20 protein-coding genes are annotated in these 20,456 nt (G+C 70.6%); 6 read left to right on the top strand and 14 right to left on the bottom strand.

All coding sequences use genetic code 11. The annotated features are described in order from the left end of the window. Positions 1–52 precede the first annotated feature (52 nt). Genes O7621_RS17055 through O7621_RS17035 form a run of 5 tightly spaced genes read right to left on the bottom strand, consistent with a single transcriptional unit; the run spans position 53 to position 4,902 of the window. Complete coding sequence (locus O7621_RS17055; protein ID WP_282230171.1) at positions 53–775, bottom strand: YesL family protein; 723 nt, start codon at positions 773–775, stop codon at positions 53–55. After that, positions 772–1,593, bottom strand: a complete 822-nt coding sequence (locus O7621_RS17050) for a carbohydrate ABC transporter permease (RefSeq protein WP_282230170.1) — start codon at positions 1,591–1,593, stop codon at positions 772–774. Before O7621_RS17050 ends, O7621_RS17055 begins: the two co-directional genes overlap by 4 nt. Then, positions 1,590–2,537 (bottom strand): sugar ABC transporter permease, encoded by a 948-nt coding sequence (locus O7621_RS17045; RefSeq protein ID WP_282230169.1) that lies wholly within the window; start codon positions 2,535–2,537, stop codon positions 1,590–1,592. Before O7621_RS17045 ends, O7621_RS17050 begins: the two co-directional genes overlap by 4 nt. 8 nt (positions 2,538–2,545) lie before the next feature. Beyond that, on the bottom strand, positions 2,546–3,832 hold the full coding sequence (locus tag O7621_RS17040; protein ID WP_282230168.1) for an extracellular solute-binding protein: 1,287 nt from the start codon (positions 3,830–3,832) through the stop codon (positions 2,546–2,548). Positions 3,833–3,888: 56 nt separating this feature from the next. Continuing rightward, a complete protein-coding gene (locus O7621_RS17035) occupies positions 3,889–4,902 on the bottom strand; it encodes a hydroxyacid dehydrogenase (protein WP_282234631.1) in 1,014 nt (337 codons plus the stop codon). A 153-nt stretch (positions 4,903–5,055) separates the two neighbouring features. Here O7621_RS17035 and O7621_RS17030 point away from each other — a divergent pair, with 153 nt between their 5' ends. Continuing rightward, positions 5,056–6,165 carry a LacI family DNA-binding transcriptional regulator gene (locus O7621_RS17030; protein WP_282230167.1) on the top strand — a complete coding sequence of 370 codons (1,110 nt, stop codon included), beginning with the start codon at positions 5,056–5,058 and terminating at the stop codon, positions 6,163–6,165. Positions 6,166–6,167: 2 nt separating this feature from the next. On the opposite strand, the gene O7621_RS17025 is transcribed toward O7621_RS17030, so the two are convergent. The 3 genes from O7621_RS17025 to O7621_RS17015 are packed head-to-tail and all read right to left on the bottom strand — an operon-like array spanning position 6,168 to position 10,847. After that, complete coding sequence (locus O7621_RS17025) at positions 6,168–8,147, bottom strand: DUF2264 domain-containing protein (RefSeq protein ID WP_282230166.1); 1,980 nt, start codon at positions 8,145–8,147, stop codon at positions 6,168–6,170. After that, positions 8,144–10,069: a heparinase II/III family protein gene (locus O7621_RS17020; protein ID WP_282230165.1), complete on the bottom strand. Its 1,926-nt coding sequence runs from the start codon at positions 10,067–10,069 to the stop codon at positions 8,144–8,146. Before O7621_RS17020 ends, O7621_RS17025 begins: the two co-directional genes overlap by 4 nt. Then, positions 10,059–10,847: a TIM barrel protein gene (locus O7621_RS17015; RefSeq protein ID WP_282230164.1), complete on the bottom strand. Its 789-nt coding sequence runs from the start codon at positions 10,845–10,847 to the stop codon at positions 10,059–10,061. The genes O7621_RS17020 and O7621_RS17015 overlap by 11 nt, the downstream gene beginning before the upstream one ends. A 171-nt stretch (positions 10,848–11,018) precedes the next feature. Here O7621_RS17015 and O7621_RS17010 point away from each other — a divergent pair, with 171 nt between their 5' ends. Both O7621_RS17010 and O7621_RS17005 read left to right on the top strand, forming a co-directional pair. Further along, the gene (locus tag O7621_RS17010; protein ID WP_281554231.1) at positions 11,019–11,279 is read left to right on the top strand and encodes a type II toxin-antitoxin system prevent-host-death family antitoxin; all 261 of its coding nucleotides are present in this window, start codon (positions 11,019–11,021) and stop codon (positions 11,277–11,279) included. Then, entirely contained in the window at positions 11,269–11,682 is a 414-nt protein-coding gene (locus tag O7621_RS17005; RefSeq protein ID WP_281554230.1) for a type II toxin-antitoxin system VapC family toxin, read from the top strand. Before O7621_RS17010 ends, O7621_RS17005 begins: the two co-directional genes overlap by 11 nt. 59 nt (positions 11,683–11,741) lie before the next feature. Here O7621_RS17005 and O7621_RS17000 read toward each other — a convergent pair whose 3' ends face one another. From O7621_RS17000 to O7621_RS16985, 4 genes are all read right to left on the bottom strand, one after another. Continuing rightward, positions 11,742–12,218, bottom strand: coding sequence for a hypothetical protein (locus O7621_RS17000; RefSeq protein ID WP_282230163.1), 477 nt, complete (start codon positions 12,216–12,218; stop codon positions 11,742–11,744). 153 nt (positions 12,219–12,371) lie between these two features. Continuing rightward, the gene (locus O7621_RS16995; protein ID WP_282230162.1) at positions 12,372–13,001 is read right to left on the bottom strand and encodes a helix-turn-helix transcriptional regulator; all 630 of its coding nucleotides are present in this window, start codon (positions 12,999–13,001) and stop codon (positions 12,372–12,374) included. Then, positions 12,998–13,177, bottom strand: a complete 180-nt coding sequence (locus O7621_RS16990; RefSeq protein ID WP_282230161.1) for a hypothetical protein — start codon at positions 13,175–13,177, stop codon at positions 12,998–13,000. The genes O7621_RS16995 and O7621_RS16990 overlap by 4 nt, the downstream gene beginning before the upstream one ends. A gap of 609 nt (positions 13,178–13,786) precedes the next feature. After that, positions 13,787–15,013 carry a helix-turn-helix transcriptional regulator gene (locus tag O7621_RS16985; RefSeq protein ID WP_282230160.1) on the bottom strand — a complete coding sequence of 409 codons (1,227 nt, stop codon included), beginning with the start codon at positions 15,011–15,013 and terminating at the stop codon, positions 13,787–13,789. Between the two features lie 392 nt (positions 15,014–15,405). Between O7621_RS16985 and O7621_RS16980 the strand changes: the two genes are divergently transcribed. Together O7621_RS16980 and O7621_RS16975 are read left to right on the top strand one after the other, a co-directional pair. Continuing rightward, the gene (locus O7621_RS16980) at positions 15,406–17,526 is read left to right on the top strand and encodes a DEAD/DEAH box helicase (protein ID WP_282230159.1); all 2,121 of its coding nucleotides are present in this window, start codon (positions 15,406–15,408) and stop codon (positions 17,524–17,526) included. A 77-nt stretch (positions 17,527–17,603) separates the two neighbouring features. Continuing rightward, positions 17,604–18,275: a hypothetical protein gene (locus tag O7621_RS16975; RefSeq protein ID WP_282230158.1), complete on the top strand. Its 672-nt coding sequence runs from the start codon at positions 17,604–17,606 to the stop codon at positions 18,273–18,275. A 67-nt stretch (positions 18,276–18,342) separates the two neighbouring features. Here O7621_RS16975 and O7621_RS16970 read toward each other — a convergent pair whose 3' ends face one another. Then, complete coding sequence (locus O7621_RS16970) at positions 18,343–18,477, bottom strand: hypothetical protein (protein WP_282230157.1); 135 nt, start codon at positions 18,475–18,477, stop codon at positions 18,343–18,345. 264 nt (positions 18,478–18,741) lie between these two features. Here O7621_RS16970 and O7621_RS16965 point away from each other — a divergent pair, with 264 nt between their 5' ends. Next, positions 18,742–19,113: a DUF805 domain-containing protein gene (locus O7621_RS16965; RefSeq protein ID WP_281554221.1), complete on the top strand. Its 372-nt coding sequence runs from the start codon at positions 18,742–18,744 to the stop codon at positions 19,111–19,113. Between the two features lie 83 nt (positions 19,114–19,196). Here the strand turns inward: O7621_RS16965 and O7621_RS16960 are convergent, their stop codons facing one another. Then, on the bottom strand, positions 19,197–20,420 hold the full coding sequence (locus O7621_RS16960; protein WP_282230156.1) for an MFS transporter: 1,224 nt from the start codon (positions 20,418–20,420) through the stop codon (positions 19,197–19,199). Between the last annotated feature and the right edge of the window lie 36 nt (positions 20,421–20,456).

The following is a 20,456-nucleotide window of genomic DNA, read 5'->3' as shown; positions in this document are numbered from 1 at the left end:
CGCCGACGGGAGCGGCGTCACCACGTGCAGACAAACGGTGACGCCGTTCTCATCACCGAGGGTGCGGCAGGGCATCGGACAGTGCGGCGCGGCTGTTGACCCAGACGACCAGCAGCGCGCAGCCGGGCAGCGTCGACAGCGCCAGCAGCGGCGCCTGGTTGACCGACAGCAGGGCGGCCAGCAGCACGACCAGGCTGAGCAGGCTCAGCGGTGCCCGGCGTACCGCCGACCAGGCCGCGGCCCGGACCGCCGCGCGCACGCCCAGGCCCGGGGCCAGCTCGACCAGGGCCAGCAGCAGCACCGTCGTTGCGGCCACCAGGACGGTCAGCACCACCAGCAGCGGTACGAGCACCGCCGGCCAGCCGGCGTCGTGCAGCCAGACGATGTCGGTCACCAGGACCGCCACCAGCGCCGTCGCCGCCGACCAGCACCGCGTCGCGGCGACGAAGTTCCGCCGGTACGCGCGGACGTACTCGCGTACCGGTGCCCGGTCGTCGTCCTCGGCCTGCCGCAGGTAGCCGAACGCGGCGGCGACCGCCGGACCGGCGCTGAGCGACAGCAGTGTGAAGAAGACCGGGTAGCGCCACGGCTGGGCGACGACGGCGAGCGCGACCAGCAGCGGCAGGTTGGTGATGGTCAGACCGAGGTTGACCACCAGCACCCGGTGCACCAGCGACCAGATCGTCGACCAGGTGTCCGCGCCGACGTTGACCCGCGCGGTCAGCGACGGCCGCAGCGGCTGCCGGGCCGGTTGGCGCACTCCGGCCGCGCTCATTTCAACCCGCTCGTGGCGATGCCCTGCACGAAGTAGCGCTGGCCGAACAGGAAGACGACCAGGATCGGCAGGATCGACAGCACCGAACCGGTCATGATCATGGCGTACTCGGCCTCGTAGAGCCCGATGAACGTTCGCAGCCCGATCTGTACGGTCCACAGGTCGTTGCTGGTCAGGTAGATGAACGGTCCCATGTAGTCGTTCCAGGTGTTGACGAAGGTGAGCAGCGCCAGACTGGCCAGCGCCGGCTTGGACAGCGGCAGCACGATGCGCGCCCAGATGCCGTACTCGTTGAGGCCGTCGATGCGGGCGGCCTCGGTCAACTCGTCGGGGATGGTCAGGTAGTACTGGCGCATCAGGAACACCCCGAACGCGCCGAACGCCTGCAGCAGGATCAGCGACAGGCGGGTGTTCACCAGGCCGAGCCGCTCCATGATGATGTACTGCGGCACCATGTACGCCTGCCACGGCACGGCGATCGTGGCGATGTAGGCGAGGAACAGCAGGTCCCGGCCCGGGAAGCTGATCTTCGCGAAGCCGTACGCGGCGAAGCTGCCGGTGAGCACCTGCAGGAACGTGATGGTGACGCTGAGGAACATCGAGTTGTACAGATAGGTGCCGAGCGGGATCCGGTCCCAGATGCGGACGTAGTTGTCGAAGTGGAACTCCTGCGGGATCCACTGGATCGGCACGGTGAGCACCTGCGAGTCCAGCTTGACCGAGGAGACCAGCATCCAGGCGAACGGCACCAGCACGGCCAGGCCGAGGACGGTGAGCAGCAGCTGCAGGACGGCCCGGCGCAGCACGGCGAGGCTCATCGTTCCCCCCTCCGTTGCAACTGGAACTGCACCACCGTGATCACCAGAACGACCACGAACAGCACCATGGCGATCGCCGACGAGTAGCCGAACCGGCCCTGGGTGATCCCCTCCCGGAAGATCAGCTGGGACAGCACCAGCGTGGATCGGCCCGGACCGCCCTCGGTCATCACCTGAATCAGGTCGAACACCTTGAAGCTGGAGATGGTCAGCATGATCAGCACGAAGAAGGTGGTGGGCCGCAGCGACGGCACGGTGATGTGCCGGAACCGCTGCCACGCCGACGCCCCGTCGGTGCGGGCCGCCTCGTACAGCTCGGCCGGAATGGTCTGCAGCCCGGCCAGGTAGAGCACCATGTAGTAGCCCATGTCCCGCCACACGCTGGTGATGATCACCGCCGGCATCGCCCAGGTCGTCGACGTGGTCCAGCCCGGCGGGTCGTCGACGCCGATCGCCCGCAGCAGCTGGTTGACCGGCCCGGCGTCCGGGTTGAACAGCATGTTCCACACCACGGCCACCGCGACCAGGGCGGTGATGTAGGGGAAGAACAACGCGGTACGGAAGAACCGTACGCCGCGCAGCGCCCGGTTGAGCAGTACGGCGAAGCCGAGCGCGGCGACCAGGGTCAACGGGATGTGGCCGAGCGCGTAGTAGGTGGTGTTGTACAGCGCGGTCCAGAACGTCTCGCTGCCCACCATCCGGCGGAAGTTGTCCAGCCCGACCCATTCCGGGGTGCTGTAGGAGTTCCACTCCATGAAGGCCAGCGCCAGCGCGGCGACCACCGGCACCAGGGTGAGCGCGGCGAAGCCGACGAAGTTCGGCAGGATGAAGCTCCAGCCGGCCAGGGTGTTGCGTCGGCGCAGCCGACGTGCCGCACCGGCACCCGGCGGCGGACCGCCGGGTGCCGGTGTGCGTACGGTGTCGATCGGGGTGTGGATCGCCATGGTGCGGGTCAGTCGACCTCGGAGGTGACCCGCTTGCCCATCTCGGCGAGCCCGGCGTCGAGCTCCCGCTCCCCGATCATGATCAGCTCGTGCTCCTCGGTGAGGATGACGTCCACGTCGGAGGACTTCTCGCTGACCGGCATCTCCAGCATCACCTCGTCGGGCTGGAACGCCGCCTGGGCGACCTCGTCGTTGGTCATCCCGTCGACGCCGAAGTAGGTCTCGGTGATCGTCTCGTCGGAGTAGGCCGGGAGGACGCCGATGCTGGCGATCGCCGCCGCGCCTTCGGGCCCGGCGGCCCAGGCCACGAAGGTCCGGGCGGCTTCGGAGTTGCGGGCCTTGTTGTTGACCGCGAACGCGGTCGGCGAGCCGAAGGTGGTCACCGGGCCGCCCTCGGTGACCTGCGGCAGCGGCGCGATGCCCCAGTCGACGTCGATGCTGCCAGCCTTCTTCTCCTCGATCAGCCGGGCCGCGTACCAGGTGCCCATCGGCAGCATCGCGGCCTGCCCGGTGGCGAACATCGTGTGGTACTGGACCTTCTGCGTCGACGCGGTCGCCCACGGCAGGGTGGCACCGGCTTCCTGCAGGTCGAGGACCATCTCGTAGCGGTCCTTGAGGAAGCCGTACTCGCCGCCGATCAGGTCTCCGCCGCTCTGTGCCGCCGCCGTCGAGTGGATGATGGAGCGCCAGGTGTGGTGGTACGTGCCGTAGACGGTGTCCTGGCCGCTGCCGCTGGTCAGCCGCTTCGCCAGGTCGGCGTACTCGGCCCAGGTGAGGCTGGTCAGGTCGGCGCCGGTGTCGGCGAGCACGGCCTTGTTGTAGTACAGCACCCAGAAGTCCTGCCGGTACGGCAACGCGAAGTAGTCCCCGTCGAGGTCGAACGGCTCCAGGCCGAGATACTTGCTCTGGTCGAGATCGGCCGCCTCGTCGGCCACCGACGCCAGCTGGCCACGCAGCGCGTAGCGGGAGTAGTCGGTGACGTTCTTCATGGTGAGCACGTCGGTCTGGTCGCCGCCGGCGAGCATGGTGGTGACCTTCTCGGCGTAGTCGTCGGCGAGGATGTCGACCGGTTGCACGTCGATGTCCGGGTGGGCGGCCTCGAACCCGTCGATCAGGGCCGCGAACTCGGGGGTGCTGTCGTAGTTCCACAGGGCGATGGTGAGGATCTCGCGGCCGTCGTCGCCGACGGCCGGCTCGTCGCCGCCACCGCAGCCGGCGGTGACGAGAACCAGTGCGGTGGCGGCGGCCACCGCTGCACCGAGGTGTCGGTTCATCCTGCCGGTGTGTCGGTTCATCAGGTGACTCCTTTGCGGAGGGTGCGGGGTTTCGTGAGGGTGCGGAGCCCGGCCGGTCAGGCGTGCAGCGTGAACGCGTCCGGGGTGACTTCGGCGTGCAGTGGTTCCCCGCCGGTCCAGCGGGCCAGTTCGTCGAGGGTGTGGTCGGTCAGCCGGTGAATCTCGGTGCCGAGGGAGCCGGCCAGGTGCGGGCTGACCATGACGTTCGGGCTGCCGCGCAGGGCGGCGTCGACGGGTAGCGGTTCGGGGTCGGTGACGTCGAGAATCGCGTACAGCCGGCCGGAGCGGCATTCGGCGGCGAGCGCCGCCGGGTCGACCAGACTGCCCCGGGCCGTGTTGATCACGGTCGCGTGGTCGGGCAGCAGCGCGAGTTCGGCCGCGCCGATCATGCGGTACGTGCTGGGCAGCTCCGGCGCATGCAGGGTGAGGATGTCGCTGTGCGGCAGCATGTCGGCCAGCTCGACCAGGGTGCCGCCGGCCAGGGTTACCTCCGCCGGGTCGGCGTACGGGTCGGCGACCAGGCAGCGGGCCGAGTCGAGGCAGCCGATCAGGTCGACGACCCGCCGGCCGATCCGGGAGAAGCCGACCACGCCGATGGTCCGGCGGTAGTTGGACAGGTCGCCGTGCCCGTGGTGGTGGCTCCAACCCCGGTACGCCCGGTCGGGGTCGGTGGCGATGAACGGCACCTTCTTGCCGGCGAAGATGATCGCGGCGAGGGTGTACTCGGCCACCGGCACGGCGTTGGCGTCGGCGGCGGTGCTGACCTGGATGCCGCGCCGCCACACCTCGTCGGTCACCAGTGACCGGACGCTGCCGGCGGCGTGGAAGACGGCACGCAGGGCGGGTGCGGTGTCGAGGCGTTGCCGGGTCAGCGGGGGTGCCCCCCAGGACGTCACCAGCGTCTCGACCGTGGCCAGCCGGGCGCGTACCGCCGGCGAGTCGAGTTCGTCGGCCCAGACCGGGTCGGCCAGGGCGACGAGACGGCCGAGGCGCTCCAGCCGTGGCTCGTCGAAGTGGGCCCGGTAGGAGTCCCGGTCCATCACGACGAGCGCCTGCGGCGGGGTGTGCACCGTCAACGTGTCTCCTCGGGTGGCGAACCTCCGGCCGACGTCCGACGCCGTGGGGACCTGCTGGATTCGCCGATGTGACATGGTTAACCTTCGGTGAACATGCTCGCTACCAGCCAATCACATTCGGTCGGAAACGTTCGCGAACGAACATTGATGGGAGTGCCCATGCCGGCGGACCGGATGTTCAACCTGCAGCGCCGGGAGCGGCTGCTGGAGGAGTTGCGCCGACACGGCTCGGTACGAGTGGCCGACCTGGCCCCGCTGCTCGGGGTGAGCGAGCTGACCGTACGGCGCGACATCGCCGCCCTGGCCGAGAGCAACCTGCTGACCAGGGTGCACGGTGGCGCCACGCTACCCACCCAGCTCGGGCCGGCACCGCGCCGACCCCGGGTGGCACCGACCCGGTTCACCATCGGCATGGTGGTGCCGTCACTGGACTACTACTGGCCGCAGATCGTCACCGGCGCCCGCAGCGCCGCCGCCTCGCTCGGCGTGCACATCCAGCTGCGCGGGTCGAGCTACGACCCCACCGAGGACCGCCGGCAGATCACCCGGCTGATCGACGCGCAGCAGGTGCAGGGTCTGCTGCTGGCACCCAGCCTGGACACCGACGGCGCCGCCGACATGATCTCCTGGATCGGCAACCTGCCGGTGCCGACGATCCTGGTCGAACGGCAGGCCCCCCGGTGGACCCCTACCCTGCGCCAGCTCGAATGGGTCCGCAGCGACCACGCCCTCGGGCTGGAAATGGCGGTGCGGCACCTGCACGAGCACGGTCACCGCCGGATCGGGCTGGTGCTGTCCAAGGGCAGTCCCACCTCCGCCCACCTCGCCCAGGGCTGGGCGCTGGCCTGCGCGGACCTCGGCCTGCCCGCCGACCTGGTCATCCGGGAGGCGGTCGCGTTGGACTCCCCGGGGCACCGGGAAATCATCGGCGACGTGCTGCGGCGGTGCCGACGCGAAGGCGTCACCGCGCTGATCGTGCACGGCGACCCGGACGCCATGTCGGTCGCGCAGTACTGCGCCGAGCAGGGCGTGCCGATCCCCGACCAGCTCGCCCTGGTGTCCTACGACGACGAGGTGGCGCACCTGGCCGAGCCGGCGCTCAGCTCCGTCCGCCCGCCGAAGAACCAGGTGGGCCGGGTCGCGGTCGAGCTGATGGTGGCCCGGCTGGTCGAGGGCCGACGCCGCCCCGTGCAACGGGTGCTGATCACCCCTGAACTGGTGATCCGCGACTCGTCGACGCCCCGCCCGCCGCGCTGAGCTCACCCCGGCGCGGCCGGCAGCAGCATCGTCGAGGTGTGGCCGTCCGGCCAACGGATCGCGACCGTGTCTCCCGCGCCACCGGTCGTCACCGTCACCAGCGGCACCGCCGCGTCGGCCGGGCCTCCCCCGGCGCCGGTCAGGGTCACCGCCGCCACGTACACCCGGCCGGGTGCCGGCACCGTGGCGGTCCGCAGCACCGGCACCGCCACCTGGTCACCCAACGGCGATCTGGCCCGCTCGCGGCGTACCAGTGCGTGATCGAAGCCGGCCAGGCCGACCAGCCGGGACGTCACTGCGGCACCGGCCACGACGGACACCGACGGGTCGTCGCCGGTACGCGCCGACGGCGGTACGTCACCGGTCACCGGCCAGCCGCTGAACTCCAGCACGGTGCCGCCGTCGACACCGTCGGCGGAGTCGACCCGGGCCAGCCGCACCTCGGTCGGGCCACGCACCGCCGAGGCCGTCGTCACCACCGGGCCCCGGCGCACCCGGCCCCGCCGACCGGATCCGTGGTCCGGACCGGTGTCGTCGACGGTGTCGACCCAGTGGGCGTCGGCCCGCGACACCGCCCAACCGACGCCGTCGACCACCCGGCAGTCGACCGCCACGAACCCGTTGCGGTGGCTGCGGCGACCGGTCGCATCGACGACGGCGACCGAATTGTCCGACGGGTCGCCGACGGTGGCCCCGGTCAGCGGCGGCATCGTCGCCGTCGAGTAGCCGAGCCGGGCGTACAGCGGCGAGTCGGCGCGCTCGTCGCCGGGCACCGAGTGGTCGGTGCCGTGGTTGACCACCCGGACCACGCCGTCACGGCGGGTGCCGGTGACCAGCCAGCCCGGCGTCGGCACCGCCACCAGCAGGTCCGCCCGCTCGACCGGCAACGGCCGCTCGGTCGCCGTCCACACCGGATGATCGGCCGGCAGGGCCAGCCCCAGCATCCCCTTCGCCGCCCAGTACGGCGACCCGGGCCCGGAATACGACTGGGCCATCGCCGGCCACTCGTGGTGCCAGCCGATGGTCAGCAGGCCACGCCCGTCCGGTGCCCCGTGGTCGTGGAAGTGCCGCAGCATCCCGCTCGCCGCCCGGCGCAGCACCCCCGGCGCCACGTCGGTCGCGCCGGTCATCGCGCCGACCCACAGCGGCGCGGCCGCCGCGAACCGGTACGCCAGGCTGCGGCCCTGCATCAGCGGCGACCCGTCGGCCCCGACCAGCCGGACCGCGTCGTCGAGGAACGCCGCGAGCCGCTGACGCCACGCCTGACGCAGCCCGTCGGGGCACAGGCCACCGGCCTGGTCGGCCCAGAGCAGCGGATATACGTGCAACGCCCAGCCGACGTAGTGGTCGTAGGACCGCTCCGGACCGTCGGAGTACCAGCCGTCAGCCCGGTACAGCGACTCGTGCACCCGCAGCCCGGACTCGATGTCCTCGGTCGACCACGGGCCGCCGACCGAGCGCAGGAACGTCTCCACGACGATCTGGAACCACACCCAGTTGATCGGCGGGTACGGCTGCCCGACGACGGTGGCGAGCCAGTCGACGGTGCGGTGCCGGGTCGCCCCGTCGAGCCGGTCCCACAGCCAGGGCCGGGTCAGGTGCAGCCCCAACGCGATCGAGCAGGCTTCGACCTTGGCCTGGTCCAGCCGGTCCGGCCGGGGCCAGGCGGTCGGCGACGTCGGGTCGGTGCCGGCGCGCAGCCCGGCGGCGTACCAGTCGGCCAGCCCGTGCGGGTCGGCGCCGGCCTCGCCGCGTAGCCGGACCGCCGCCAGCAGGAACGACCGGGCGAACGCCTCCAGCGAGTCGCTGTCCGGTCCGTAGGCGCTCGACCGGCCGGGCAGGTCGATCCGGGCGTGGTCGGGTGAGGCGTACGGGCGCAGCGCCAGCAGCATCCGGTCGGCGACCGCCGCCCAGTGCGCCCGGGTGTAGCCGGTGTACGGAGACAGCCGCCGGTCCTCGGCGAGCCCGTCGTCGGCGATCATTCGGAGCCTCCGGAGACGGTCACGGTGACGGAACCGGTCCGCTGGGCCGGCAGGCTGAGCACCAGCCGGTGCACGGCGTCGCCCCAGACGTCGCGCAGCAGCGGGTCGTCGACCGGCTGCCGGTCCAGCCGGCCGGCACCGAGCTGCGAATCCCAGGTCAGCACGAGGCTTCCGCCGGCCAGGGTCCGGACGGCGAGCCGCCCGGCGGCGTGGGTCAGCGGTTCGCCGGCGAGGACGTGGTGCAGCCGCAGGTCGGCCGGGTCGTCGACGCGCCACCGCTCGGTGACGGTCACCGTCGACCGGCGGCGGTCCAGTCGCACCTGCCGCCGCCACGACCGGCAGCCGGCCTCCGGCGGGTAGGCACCAGCCAGGTCGAGGCCCAGCGTGTCGGCGTCGGCACCGGTGTGGACGGCGACCGACGACGCCCGGAAGTCGCGGCCCGCGGCCTGGCCGTGGCCGCCGACGACCGGCAGGTTGTGCCACTGGCTCTGGGTGACCCACTGTTCGTAGCGGCGGTCGGTGAACGAGATCGCGGTGTAGGTGGGCTGGCCGAGGTCGACCAGCACCGGGCACCCGTCCAGGGCGACGAGGTACGAGCCGACGTCGTTGTGGTTGTGGTTCTCGTCGTTGTGGCCGCCCTTGACCGCCACGGTCAGCCCGGCCGTGCTGCCGGCCCGTTCCCGGCTGACCAGCAACTGCAGGTCGGGCAGCCAGGTGGTGGCCGGCAACGGCGGCGCGGTCGGCGGCTGCGTGATCCACTGCGGATCGGTCAGCCCGCGTACCGCCCGGCCCAGCCCGGCGGCGACCGTCACGGCCGGTCCACCGGGGGCTCGGTGGCTGGCGGCGTGCGCGACGACCTGCCGGTCGCCGGTGGCCCGACCCCACCGGTGCGGCACCTGCCATGCCTGCGCGGCGCTCGGCCGGGCCGGTCCGTCACCCACGTTGACGTACCAGCCGTCGCCGAGGGCCATCCGGTGCGGGTAGCGGGCCAGCTGCGGCAGCGGCGACCACCGCCACGGATCCAACCGCCCGCCGAGGACCCGGTCGAGCAGGTCGAGCGCTTCGGCCAGCCGCGCCGGCCCGTTCCACCAGTACGCGTACCCCTCGTCGCAGCCGCCGTCGGCGGGCAGCGAGTTGAGGTAGCGGTCGAGTCCGTCGACGACGAGGTCGACCGTTCGTGTCCGGACGTCCGCGTCGTCGACCAGGAACAACGCGGCGGCCAGCAGGTGGCCGTGGATCCACGGGTTCCAGTTGTGCAGGTGCCCGTCCAGGCCGAGCCAGTGCCACTCGCGGCTGCCCAGGAACGGCGCGACGACCCGGACATGAGCCTCCCGGCGCATCCGGTGGCGCAGCCCCGGGGTGCGCTCGTCGAGCGCCGCGCCGAGGATCAGGTCGGCCCAGGCCAGCACGGCGACCGTCTCGGCGGCCCCGAGGTCCAGGAACGGCCGGTCGACGTCGGGCACCACCCGGCCGTCGACGGCGGCGAACCGCTCGTGCGCGGCCCAGCACCAGGTGCTCTGCTCGCAGAGCTGCAGCAGCCCGTCGGCGGCCTCGTCGAGGTAGGGCTGGCCGTGCAGCGCGGCGGCCAGCGCGGCTGTGGCGGTACGCCGCCGCAGCTCACCGGCGGGCTGCTCGTAGGCGGTCCGGACCCCGTCGCGCCAGTAGCGGGCATAGTCGGACAACAGCAGTCGGGGCCAGGCGGTGCCCCGGTCGGCCTCGGCGGCGGCCACGATGGCCCGCTCGGTGACCTCGTCGACGTACGGCCAGGCCGCCCGGCCGGTGCCGGCGGCGAACCCGATCGCCTGCCGTGCCCGGCCGAGCGCCGCCGTCCGCAGCTGCGGGTCCAGCGCCGCCCACCGACGGGCGAGCGGTCCGGGCCCGGCCGTTGCCGCTGCTGCCGCCGGGTCTGGCTCAGCCGGCACGACGGTCCGGTGTGATCAGTCGGGTCAGCGTCGCCGCTTCGATCGCGACCCGGTCGGGATCGTCGTCGATCACGAACTCCAGCAGGGTGTCAAAGTCCCGGCCGGTACCGCGCAGTTCGGCGAAAACGTCGCGCCAGAGTCGATCGCGGGCGGTCAACGGCAGCCGCTGGTAGCCGGGCCACCAGGAGAAGACATGCACCGCGTCGACCCAGGGCATCACCTGCCGCAGGTCGTCGACGGCGGCGGCGTCGGGCAGGTCGAGCGGCGGCTGCCAGTACGTGCGTACCGCCGGATGGTCGACGTCGGCGAGCAGCCGCAGCGTCGACTCGGCCGTGTCGGTCAACGTGCCGGAGTGGTACTCGAAGGCGAGGGTGACGCCGGCGTCGGCGGCCAGATGCGCGGCTGCCCGGCTGGACCGGACCACTGCCCGACGCTGCTCGGCGCTGGCCTGCGCGGAGCCGAGCGTGCCGGCCCAGATCCGGATCCGGGGTGCGCCGAGCGCGACCGCGCTGGCGAGTACGGCGGTGAAGTCCTCGTCCGGGTCGGAGCCGGCCCGGTAGTAGGAGCCGTAGGAGGCGACCCCGACGCCCCGGTCCCGGCCGGCGTCGCGCACCGAGGTCGCGGTGTGGGTGTCACCCGGCGGCACGTGCACGTCGCCGCCCCATTCGACGCGACGCAGGCCGGCCCGTACGGCGACGTCGAGTACGACGAGCGCCGACTCCTGTCGCAGGGTGACGGAACACATGCCGCTGTGGATCTTCGGACTGGCCGCCGGCACGCGCCCTCCTCGCTGGGTCGGCAAGCGCTTTCCGCGAGACCCTAGAGCAGCGATTAGGCGAGTGCAACAGCCTCACCGGGTCGCCCGAGCGTCACGGCCAACCCCGCCACTCCGCCCGACCGATCGTGCCACCACGTAGCACCCGGTGCCACATCATGTTAGGGTCCGGGTATGGCAGCGGAACTGACGCAGCGGGATCTTCGGGCAAGATCCGGACAAATCATGGACGCCGTCGCGCATGGCGAGTCGTTCGTCGTCACCCGCAACGGCACCCCGATTGGGGAGCTGATCCCACTGCGTCGGCATCGAGTGGTGACGCGGGAGCAGTTCGCGGGGGTGTCTGCGAACGCGCCGGTCATCGACGCGGCGCGGTTCCGAAGTGATCTGGACAGCGCAATGGAAAACGAGCTTCAGGACCCTTATGAACTCTGAAGTCCACGGGCTACTCGACACCAACATACTGATCTTGCGCCGACAAATCGACCATGCCCGACTTCCGGATACGATGTCGATCAGCGCAGTCACCCTCGCCGAGTTGTCCGCAGGCCCACATCACACCGACGACCCAGTAGAGCGTGCGCGCCGGTTGGACGTGCTCCAGCGGGCCGAGTCGGAGTTCGACCCGCTTCCGTTCGATGCTGAGGCGGCCCGGGCGTTCGGCAGAGTTGTCGCAGCCGTACTGGCCGCAGGGCGCAAGCCGAGAGCACGTACGGCAGATCTCATGATCGCGAGTATTGCCATTGGCAACCGCCTACCGATCTACACCACAAACCCCGACGACTTCGCCGGCTTGGAGGGTCTGGTGACCGTGGTAGCGGTGCCAGTGCCGAACTGAACGGCAGCCGCCGCTGGTCCGCTGCTCCTTGATCCGGGCTGGTCACCAGCAACTCAGTCTTACCGGGTCAGCCCGAGCGTCGCGGCCAGTCCGGCCACGCCGGCAGCCGGCGGCGCGCACCGGGTGACCTCGGCTACCACCGTACGGGCGGACGGCCGCAGCCGGACCTCGGCGGACGCGACCCGGTCGGCGTCGACCAGCGACCGGCCCGCCATGATCAGGTCCCCGGACTGCAGTGCCGCCCGCGCTACGTCGACCAGGTACGCCGCCCGGTACTCGGCCGGCAACCCGCGCCAGCCGGGACGCCGCACCAGCACATCGTGTCGGCGTACGGCTTCTTCCGCCTCGCCGAGGTCGGCGGCCGCCACCACCCGAGCCAGCTCGACCGCCGTCGACCCGAAACCGCTCCGCTGGTGGTCGTGGCCGTCGCCGACCCGGTCAGCGACGTCTCCGGCCTGGCCGGTCAGCTCCCGCACGGCGGCGCCGCCGCATTCGGCGGCGGCCAACGCGGCCTGCAGCAGCAGCGTGCCGTACACCGTCAGCCGGACCGACAGGGTCGAGTCGGTGCGCGGCGGCGGCCGTCGTCGACATCGCCAACCTGCCCTGGCCCACCGCCCGCAGCGTCTGCCCCAGCGGCACCGCCGCCGTCGCCGCCGCCAGCAGCGGATCACCGGCGGTCGACGCGACCGTCATCGCCCGGTCGGCCGCCAACCAGGCCAGATCGGTTCGTCGAGCTTGACCAGCACCGACGACGCGACCCGGTACACCTGCACCAGCGGCGGCGCGCCGCCGGCAGGGTCGGCCGCGTGCAGTCGCCGCGCGGCGGTGAGCAGGTTGGGCAGCATCCGCAGCAGCTGCGGGTAGTGGGCGTGCCGGTACGCCAGCCAGGCGTGCTCGGCCTGCCGGGTCACCGCCTCTCTGGCCGGCGGCACGATGCCCGCGTCGGCGCCCGCGTCGACGCCCGCGTCGACGCCCGCGTCGGTCTCGGCGCATCCGTCGAGGATGTCGAAGCAGGCGAGGGCAGCGCGTACCGCCGACACGCCGGGCACCGCCGGACCGGTCCCCACCGGAGTGGTCGACCCGGCCGCGCCGACCAGCTCGGCCGGGTCGACCCGCAGCACCTGAGCGATCTGGTGGATCACCGAGAACCTGTCCAGCCTGCGGACACCGCGTTCGACCTTGTCGACCCAGCTCTTCGACTTGCCGATCCGGTCGGCGAGCACCTGCTGGGTCATCCGCCGCCGGGCCCGCCACTGCGCCACCCGGCGACCGATCGGCAGGTCGGCGCGGAACCGAACGGCACCACCGTCGACCGTCATTGCCGCTTCACCTCGGGTGCCGGTGCGGCCGCGCCGACGAACGTCCACGAGACGAACCGTTCGTGCAGCTCCGCCGGGTCGACGATGCCGGTCTCGTCGGCAACGCGCGGGAGCATCGCCGCCAGGTCGGCCGCCAGACCGATCGGATCAACGGCGTACGCCTCGGTCAACTGCACCCGCGCCGGGGAACACGGCCACGGCGTGCCGTCCGGGCACACCGTGCAGGTCCATGCGGGCCGGCACGGTTCGTGCGCCGGCTCACCCGACCCGAGTGGTCGCGGTGGCTCCGACTGTCGGGAAGCCTCCGGCCCGGTCACGGCAGGTAGTGCCGGCCAGCGTTACCACCCCGCCGCGACGCCCGATCAGTACGGGTCGCCGGCCGCCGATCCACCGGCGGCACCGTACAGTCGGCGAAACGCCGTCGGCCCGGCACCGGATACACCACATCCACCGGCGCGTCCGCACGCTGAAACCACTTCCCGAACACGATGCCCCCTCGGCGAGAGTTGGAAGGGCGGCGACCCCGAGGTGGCTCTCCACGACAACCCCGAAGCCGCCGCCGCAGGCGGGCCCGACGCACGGAAAGGGCGATCACGGGATGCGACGCCGGGCCCAGATGAAGCGGACGGCGGGCCGGGCGGTGTTCCGCGTGTGTGATGGTGCGGGACCCGGCACCGCCGTCCTACATAGAAGGATGCCGAGTTGATCACCGAGAGTGAATGCAAGGGTGGTGCCCGTTGTGCGGCAGACCCCGAAACCGGTACTTCCGGTGCTGGTTGTGCAGGTCAGGCCGCCTGGCCGTCCATCAGTGCGGCGAGCTTCGCCAGCTCCTGGCCCATCGCCCGCCGCCGACTGGTTGTGATCATGCGGACGGTGTCGCGGGCGTAGCGTTGATGCCGCAGCCACACTGGAGCGTCAGCGGCCAGCTCACTGAGCACCGCTGTCGCCTCCGACCAATCCCGCAGCTCGGCGTGCGCGCGGGCGACGTCGAGCCGGTGCCGCCGCCAGGAGGTGATCGGCGCACCGCCCCGGCGGACGTTGGCCGCCAGATCGAGCGCGCGACGCGGCTCGCCAGCGACTACCGCCGCCTCGACCCGCGTCATGTCGACCCTGCTCGACCGCATCCCACCGACGACGAGCAGATGGTCGGGACTGACTGGTCGGGTGCCCAGCCGGGCCGTCGCGGCCGCCGCCACGTCGAGCTGGGCGGCCGCGTCGTCCGGCCGGTTGTCCCGGGCGGAAGCGGCGGCTGCACTCACCATCAGCCAGCCCCACACCGCCAGCTCATCCGGAGTGGCCCGGGAGATCCGGGGCTCGACGCTGTCAGCGGTGGCGATCGCCAGCCGCTCCGCGTCGGTCAGCCGGCCCTGGCGTAGCAATAGCCAGGTCATGCGCTTGACCGTCACCGCGCTGAGCAGCTCGTCCCCGGCGGACGCGGCAGCGTCCAACGCCGAAGTCACCGCCTGGTAGGCGAGGTCGACCGCCCGTACCTGGATCAACAGGCTGCCGGCCACCTCGTAGGCGCGGGCCAAGGTCCGGTAGGCGGCCGGCCTGTTGGCGTCGTCGGCGTGCTCGGCGGCGTGTCGGGCTCCGGCGATCAGCGGCGGCAGCACGGCCAACGCGGCGGCGTAGTCGCCCCGGTGGTAGGCACGGTCCGCCTCGGCCAGCCGACCCGGCACGCCCGCCGCCGGCAACGCCGGCACCTCGTCAGCAACGTACCCGGCCGGCCCTCGCGCCGGGATCAACACCCGACGCAGATCGAGCAACGCCAACGGACGATGACCGGGCTCCCGGCGCGCCGCACCCGTGCTCACATCCCCGAGCAAGGTCGTCGTCGGTACGCCCAACGCCCGCGCGATCGCATGCAGTGTCGCGATCCGGGGCGTCGTGCGCTGATTCGTCTCCAGCTTGCGGATCGTCTCCGTGCTGACCCCGGCGGCCGCCGCGAGCTGCTCCTGAGTGATCGACTGCCGGCGTCTGACCTGCGCGATGTTGTCGCCGATGGTGGCCATGGAGAATCCTCCCCGCTGCAACGGTTACCGGGCAGCAGCATGCCGTGCGCAGAGCCAGGCATGCCGCCAGATAAGACGGTACTCGCTTACCTGTCCGGTACCGGAACCTGTGGATGGCTGCGGCTTGGCCCTCTCAGGCCCTGGACTCATCGTCCTTGTGGGATATTCTCCAGATCCTGCGGTGCTCCGTCGTGGGGGAGCCGGCATGGGGTGATTGGATCATCTCCGTCGGTCACCGGGTGGAGTCCGAAATGGCGAGGCTTCACGGCTCGGTCATCGAGGCGCAGCGGGTCGCAGCCGAAGCGCTATCGGTGCTACCCGAAGAGGACCAGTTGTGGGGAGTAACCAGATCGACATGACAAACCAATCCCTATCGATGCAAGGCGTTCTGCATGCGTGAACTCACCGCCACGGAGCGGCTCACGCTGCATCAACTGCGGCTGCGGGACTTCTGGACGGCCCGCCTGCCGGTTGCCGAACCCGACGTGACGGCAGAGCCCACTGTGCCAGTGGCCGACCTGCCCCACCACTGGAATCTGACCCAGCAGATCACGCTCGCGCCCTGGCAGCTCGAGGCCGTAGATGCTTGGTTCACCGCAGGCCGGCGGGGAACGGTCAAGGTTGTCACCGGGGCTGGGAAGACCATCCTCGCGCTCGCCATAGCGGAAAAACTCCAGCGAGAGGAACCGGACCTTCGAGTCGTCGTCATCGTCCCGACGATCGTCCTGATGCAGCAGTGGTACGACGTGCTCGCACAGCGCTCGAACCTGCCAACGGCGGCGATCGGCCGGCTGGGCGGCGGCTACTCCGACGAGTTCGACGGTCAGCGACGGGTGCTGGTAGCAGTCCTGGCGTCGGCACGCAAGACGTTGCCGGACATGGTGCGCAAGTCCGGAGTCGGCGACCGGTTGCTGTTCATCGCCGACGAGTGTCACCGGCTCCGAGCCCGGGAGATGTCGGCGGTTCTGGAGACTCCACGACGCCATAGCCTCGGCTTGTCCGCCACGCCCGAACGCGACGATGACCAGGACCTGCCGGAAGCAGTTGACAACGCGGCAGCTGACCGGGAGATCGGCCGCGTGGTTTACGAGATGACGTTTGCGCAGGCAATCGAGTCCGGTGTGCTGCCGCCGTTCGAGGTACATCACTTCGGCCTGTCGCTGAACCCGGACGAGGCCCAGCAGTACCAGGCGCTGACTCGCTCCATCAACGAAGCGCGCCGTGAGCTGTCTGTCGCGGCACCGCCCGCACAACGGCAGAGCTTGCTGTCGTGGGCCCGGCGGGCCTCCCAGAAGCGGTCTGGGAGCATCGCAGAGGTCGCGGCGCGGTTTGTCGCCGAAACCCGCCGCCGCAAGCAGCTCATCTACCGGACGGGCAGCCGGCTCGACGTGGCCCAGGCTCTCGTGGTCAATGCGTTGGCGGAGCGGCCGGACACTCGGATCGTCCTGTTCCACGAGAGCATTGACGAGGTCGCCGCCCTGTTTGACCGTCTGGAATCTGCCGGCGTACCGGTCGTCATGGAGAACAGCGAACTTGCACCCGAACTGCGCGATCGGAGTCTGGAGCTGTTCCGGCGAGGCGATGCCAAAGTCATCGTTTCCGCCCGATCGCTGATCGAGGGCTTCAACGTCCCCGAAGCCGACCTGGGGATCATCGTCGCCTCGTCCAGTTCACCTCGCCAGCGAATCCAGAGCATCGGCCGAGTGCTGCGACGACACCGCGACGACAGCGGCTCCGAGAAGGCGTCGCGGGTCTGCGTCCTGTTCGTGCGCGATTCGGTCGACGAAACCATCTACGAGCGGGAGGACTGGGGAAAGCTCATCGGGGTCGAGCGCAATCGCTACTTCAGGTGGGATTTCCCAACTTCGCCGGTCGAACTGCCCGGTCCCCCACGCTCGCCATTGCCCGACGACACCGAGATCGACCTCGGCCAGCTCAACATCGGCGACGTCTATCCCGGACGTTACGAAGGTGACGAATATTCAGTGGACTCAGCCGGCAACGTGAGCGACGCCGACGGGCGGATCGTGACCAATCCGCAGGGTGTGCCCGCGGCCGTGTCCCGGCTCAAGGGCCAGCCGGGCCGGTTTCGGGTAACGCGCAACGCCCGCGCGGTTCTGGTCCTGTCCCGAGATGACGGCGACTGGGTTACCCTTTACGGAGGCATCCTCGCCTCGCCATTCCGTCCGCGCACGCCGTTACAGCACGACGCCGAAGTGGACGCTTCCCTGCTGAAACCAGGGGATGTCTACCCGGGACCGGTCGAGCCGGCGGTCGAGTTCCGGTTCCGGCAACGCGGCGGCGGCGTCATCGCCAAACGCGTTTCCCGTGGCGAGCTGTTCGCTAACGGACCCGCCGCCGAGCACCTGACCGCCCAGATCCGGCGACTGTCCCGGGCAGGTGGTTCCGTCACCCGGATCCTCGTCAACGAACTACGGCACGCCTTCTGGTTCGAGGGCGGTCAGCCCAGATTCATCACCGAGTTGCCGGGGGACCTCACCTTTCCCGCGTAGCAGCTCAGCCCGTACGAAGTTTCGCCGCACCGCCCCCGCATCACCCCCGTAGCCGTACCCGAGGAGGACGCCCCGCCATGAGCATCGCATTCGCGCCGTTCCACGGCAATTGCCCGAAGAACGTCTCCAAAGATGCCAAGTACGCAATCCGGACTGGAGCGCGCGGACCGGTGGTCGCCCTGACCTACCACAGTTCCAACCAGGAGCGGTGGCTGGCAACCACCGAAGACCACCCGGACCTCGTAAAGATGGTCAACGCCGTTAAGGTCAACGTAGGCGCCGCCCCAAATGGACCCTTCTACATCAATGAATACAGTCAGGTCATCGTACCGGTCGGCCCGAACGCCACCTACTACCTGGCGGGCGACTACGACCTTGCCTTGGAGTTCGAGTTCGAGGGTACGATCCTAAGCGGGGTGGCGAACGAGTCGCTAAAGCCGCGCGATCCGTGGACCGGACCCCACCCAGGAATTCCATACGTTCTCAAGGCCGGGGATCTGGACATCTACTACACCGCGCAACCCCGCCCGAACGTGGAACGGAAGGTGTTCCTGAGCGAACATGTCGGCAAGGACCGTGCGCGCCCCGTCGCCGACCGCGTCCGCGCTCTCAAGGGCTGGAACGGTGGCCGATTCTACATCAACGAGTGGCGCGAGATGTTCGCGCCTGTAAGTAGCGCCAACGGCCTGCAGTACGAGTACATCGGCTACCTCGACGAAGGCGATCCATGGTTTCCCAAGCCGATCTGAGCTTGTGACTCAACCGCGTCTCCCCTGCCGGCCACAGTACGCATCACCCGGTGGATGCAGTGTCACATCACCGGGTCAGCCTGAGCGTCGCGGCCATCCCGGCAGCCGGCGGTGCGCACCGGGCGACCTCGGCGACCACCGTACGGGCGGACGGGCGTAGCCGGACCTCGGCGGACGCGACCCGGGCGGTGTCGACCAGCAAACGGCCCGCCGCGCAAGAACGTTTGGTACAGCGGAGTACGGAGAAGGTGGACAAGCTATCAGCACCAGCAGACGGCGAGGCGGTGTTCCCAGCATCCAGGTGAACACCTTCGAGATCGACGCTGCGACCGAAGGGACCGAGGGCTCGATGTGCGGGGAGATCATCCCGGACAGGGTTTGACGGATCAGACGCCAGAGCGCGGCGGACGCTCGCGTACCCTGATGCCGCACCGCTGCTCATATGTCCACAATGCTGGAGCATCGTATGTCGTTCACCGAAGCTGTCCGTTCGGCCCTGACCCGGTACGTAGGGTTCAGCGGCCGGGCTCGCCGCGCCGAGTACTGGTGGTTCGTCCTGTTCTCGACCGCCGTCGCCATCGTGGGGTCGATCCTCGACCTCCTGCTGGGGACCGGTCTGGACGGAGGCAACCTCGGCATTCTCTATGTGGTTGCCCTCCTGGCGCTCGCACTGCCCTCGCTGGCGGTCGCCGTCCGCCGCCTGCACGACACCGAACGATCCGGCTGGTGGGTGCTGATCTCGCCGATCCCGCTGATCGGCCCCCTCGTGATGCTGATCTTCACCGTGCAGGACGGCACCCCCGGCCCGAACCGCTTCGGTCCCAGCCCGAAGTACTAGTCGGCGTACGGCTGCACCCGGTCCGGACCGTCGGGGTGCAGGAGCGTCGGTGCGGCCGGCCAGGTGGGCCGCCGCATCGACGCTCAATCGCTCCTGACTGGTGTCGACGGTCGGAGCACCAACAGGTAAGCGACCGCAGCCGCCGCGCCCCAGCCGGCGAACACCGTCCACGGTAGCCAACTCCCGGTGTCGTCGCCGAGGTCGAGCAGCCACCCGCCGCCCAGGTTGCCGATCAGTCCACCGAGGGACAGCACCAGTCCGTTCGCACCGAAGTACGACGCGACCGCGCCCGGCGGGGCCAGCCGCGAAACGGTGCCGTTGACCGTCGGTAGCAGCAGGACCTGCCCGAGCGTGAAGACGACGACACCGGTGACCACTCCAGCCGGTCCCGGCAGCACACCCAGCAGCAACAGACCGACGGAGAGCATGACCGTGGCCACGGCGAGCGTCCGGCCGGTCGTCAGATACCGCTCGGCAAGACGGGTCGACGGGACGGTCGCCACGACCATGACGACCGCCGCGACGGTGTAGACCAGGCCCAGCGACGTCGCTCCCGGCAGAACCTGACCGACCCGCACCGGCACGGCGAGGTAGAGCTGACTGAACAGCGCCCATGCGAAAGCACTGACCACAACGAACCGTCGAAACCCGCGATCTCGGGCAACGGTCCGCAACCGGTGCAGGGAGGACATCCGTACCGACGTTTCGGCGGTAGGAGGGTCGGGTCGCAGTCCGATCCAGGTGATCGCACCGGCGAGCAGAAACAGGCTGGACGCGACGATGCACAGTGCCGGGAAGTTGGTGGCCGCGAGGAGGCCACCGAGTGCGGGCCCGAGGACGAAGGACGCGTTACTGGCCATCTCCCGCACGGCGTAGGCACGGGTACGCAACGGCGCCGGTGTCAGCTCGGCGTACAGGGCATAGCTGGCCGGGTGAAAGAGGGATCCGCCCAGGCCGGCCAGGACCGAGGCGACCGCAAGTCCCGGTACGGCGTCCACGACACCGAACGCGGCGAAGCCGGCGGCACGCAGCAGCACACCCACGCAGATCGCCCGACGGTGACCGAACCGGTCGGCCAGCATCCCCGACCAGAGCATCATGCCCTGCTGACTGGCCGACCGTACCCCGGCGAGCAACCCGGTGAGCGCGATGGTGAGCCCCAGGTCGTTCAGGAGGTGGTACGCCAGCAGCGGGACCAGGGCGTAGAAGCCGAGCCCCATGAGGAACGTGTCGGCGACCATGATCCGCAGGCCGGACGACCACCGCATGCGCCGGCGGCCGGCCGGCGCGTCCCCCGAGGAGGACACCGGCTGCCCTCGCCCCGGGACGACACTCGTACGACG

Origin of the sequence: Solwaraspora sp. WMMD937, from assembly GCF_029581175.1 — a bacterium.
GTDB lineage: Bacteria > Actinomycetota > Actinomycetes > Mycobacteriales > Micromonosporaceae > Micromonospora_E.
This window is presented reverse-complemented; position numbering and strand designations above follow the sequence as displayed.

Coding starts and splice junctions, on each gene's coding strand:
- O7621_RS17055 (WP_282230171.1), bottom strand. CDS start 775: ATGAGCGCGGCCGGAGTGCGCCAACCGGCCCGGCAGCCGCTGCGGCCG.
- O7621_RS17050 (WP_282230170.1), bottom strand. CDS start 1,593: ATGAGCCTCGCCGTGCTGCGCCGGGCCGTCCTGCAGCTGCTGCTCACC.
- O7621_RS17045 (WP_282230169.1), bottom strand. CDS start 2,537: ATGGCGATCCACACCCCGATCGACACCGTACGCACACCGGCACCCGGC.
- O7621_RS17040 (WP_282230168.1), bottom strand. CDS start 3,832: ATGAACCGACACACCGGCAGGATGAACCGACACCTCGGTGCAGCGGTG.
- O7621_RS17030 (WP_282230167.1), top strand. CDS start 5,056: ATGGGAGTGCCCATGCCGGCGGACCGGATGTTCAACCTGCAGCGCCGG.
- O7621_RS17025 (WP_282230166.1), bottom strand. CDS start 8,147: ATGATCGCCGACGACGGGCTCGCCGAGGACCGGCGGCTGTCTCCGTAC.
- O7621_RS17010 (WP_281554231.1), top strand. CDS start 11,019: ATGGCAGCGGAACTGACGCAGCGGGATCTTCGGGCAAGATCCGGACAA.
- O7621_RS17005 (WP_281554230.1), top strand. CDS start 11,269: ATGAACTCTGAAGTCCACGGGCTACTCGACACCAACATACTGATCTTG.
- O7621_RS16995 (WP_282230162.1), bottom strand. CDS start 13,001: ATGACGGTCGACGGTGGTGCCGTTCGGTTCCGCGCCGACCTGCCGATC.
- O7621_RS16985 (WP_282230160.1), bottom strand. CDS start 15,013: ATGGCCACCATCGGCGACAACATCGCGCAGGTCAGACGCCGGCAGTCG.
- O7621_RS16980 (WP_282230159.1), top strand. CDS start 15,406: ATGCGTGAACTCACCGCCACGGAGCGGCTCACGCTGCATCAACTGCGG.
- O7621_RS16975 (WP_282230158.1), top strand. CDS start 17,604: ATGAGCATCGCATTCGCGCCGTTCCACGGCAATTGCCCGAAGAACGTC.
- O7621_RS16965 (WP_281554221.1), top strand. CDS start 18,742: ATGTCGTTCACCGAAGCTGTCCGTTCGGCCCTGACCCGGTACGTAGGG.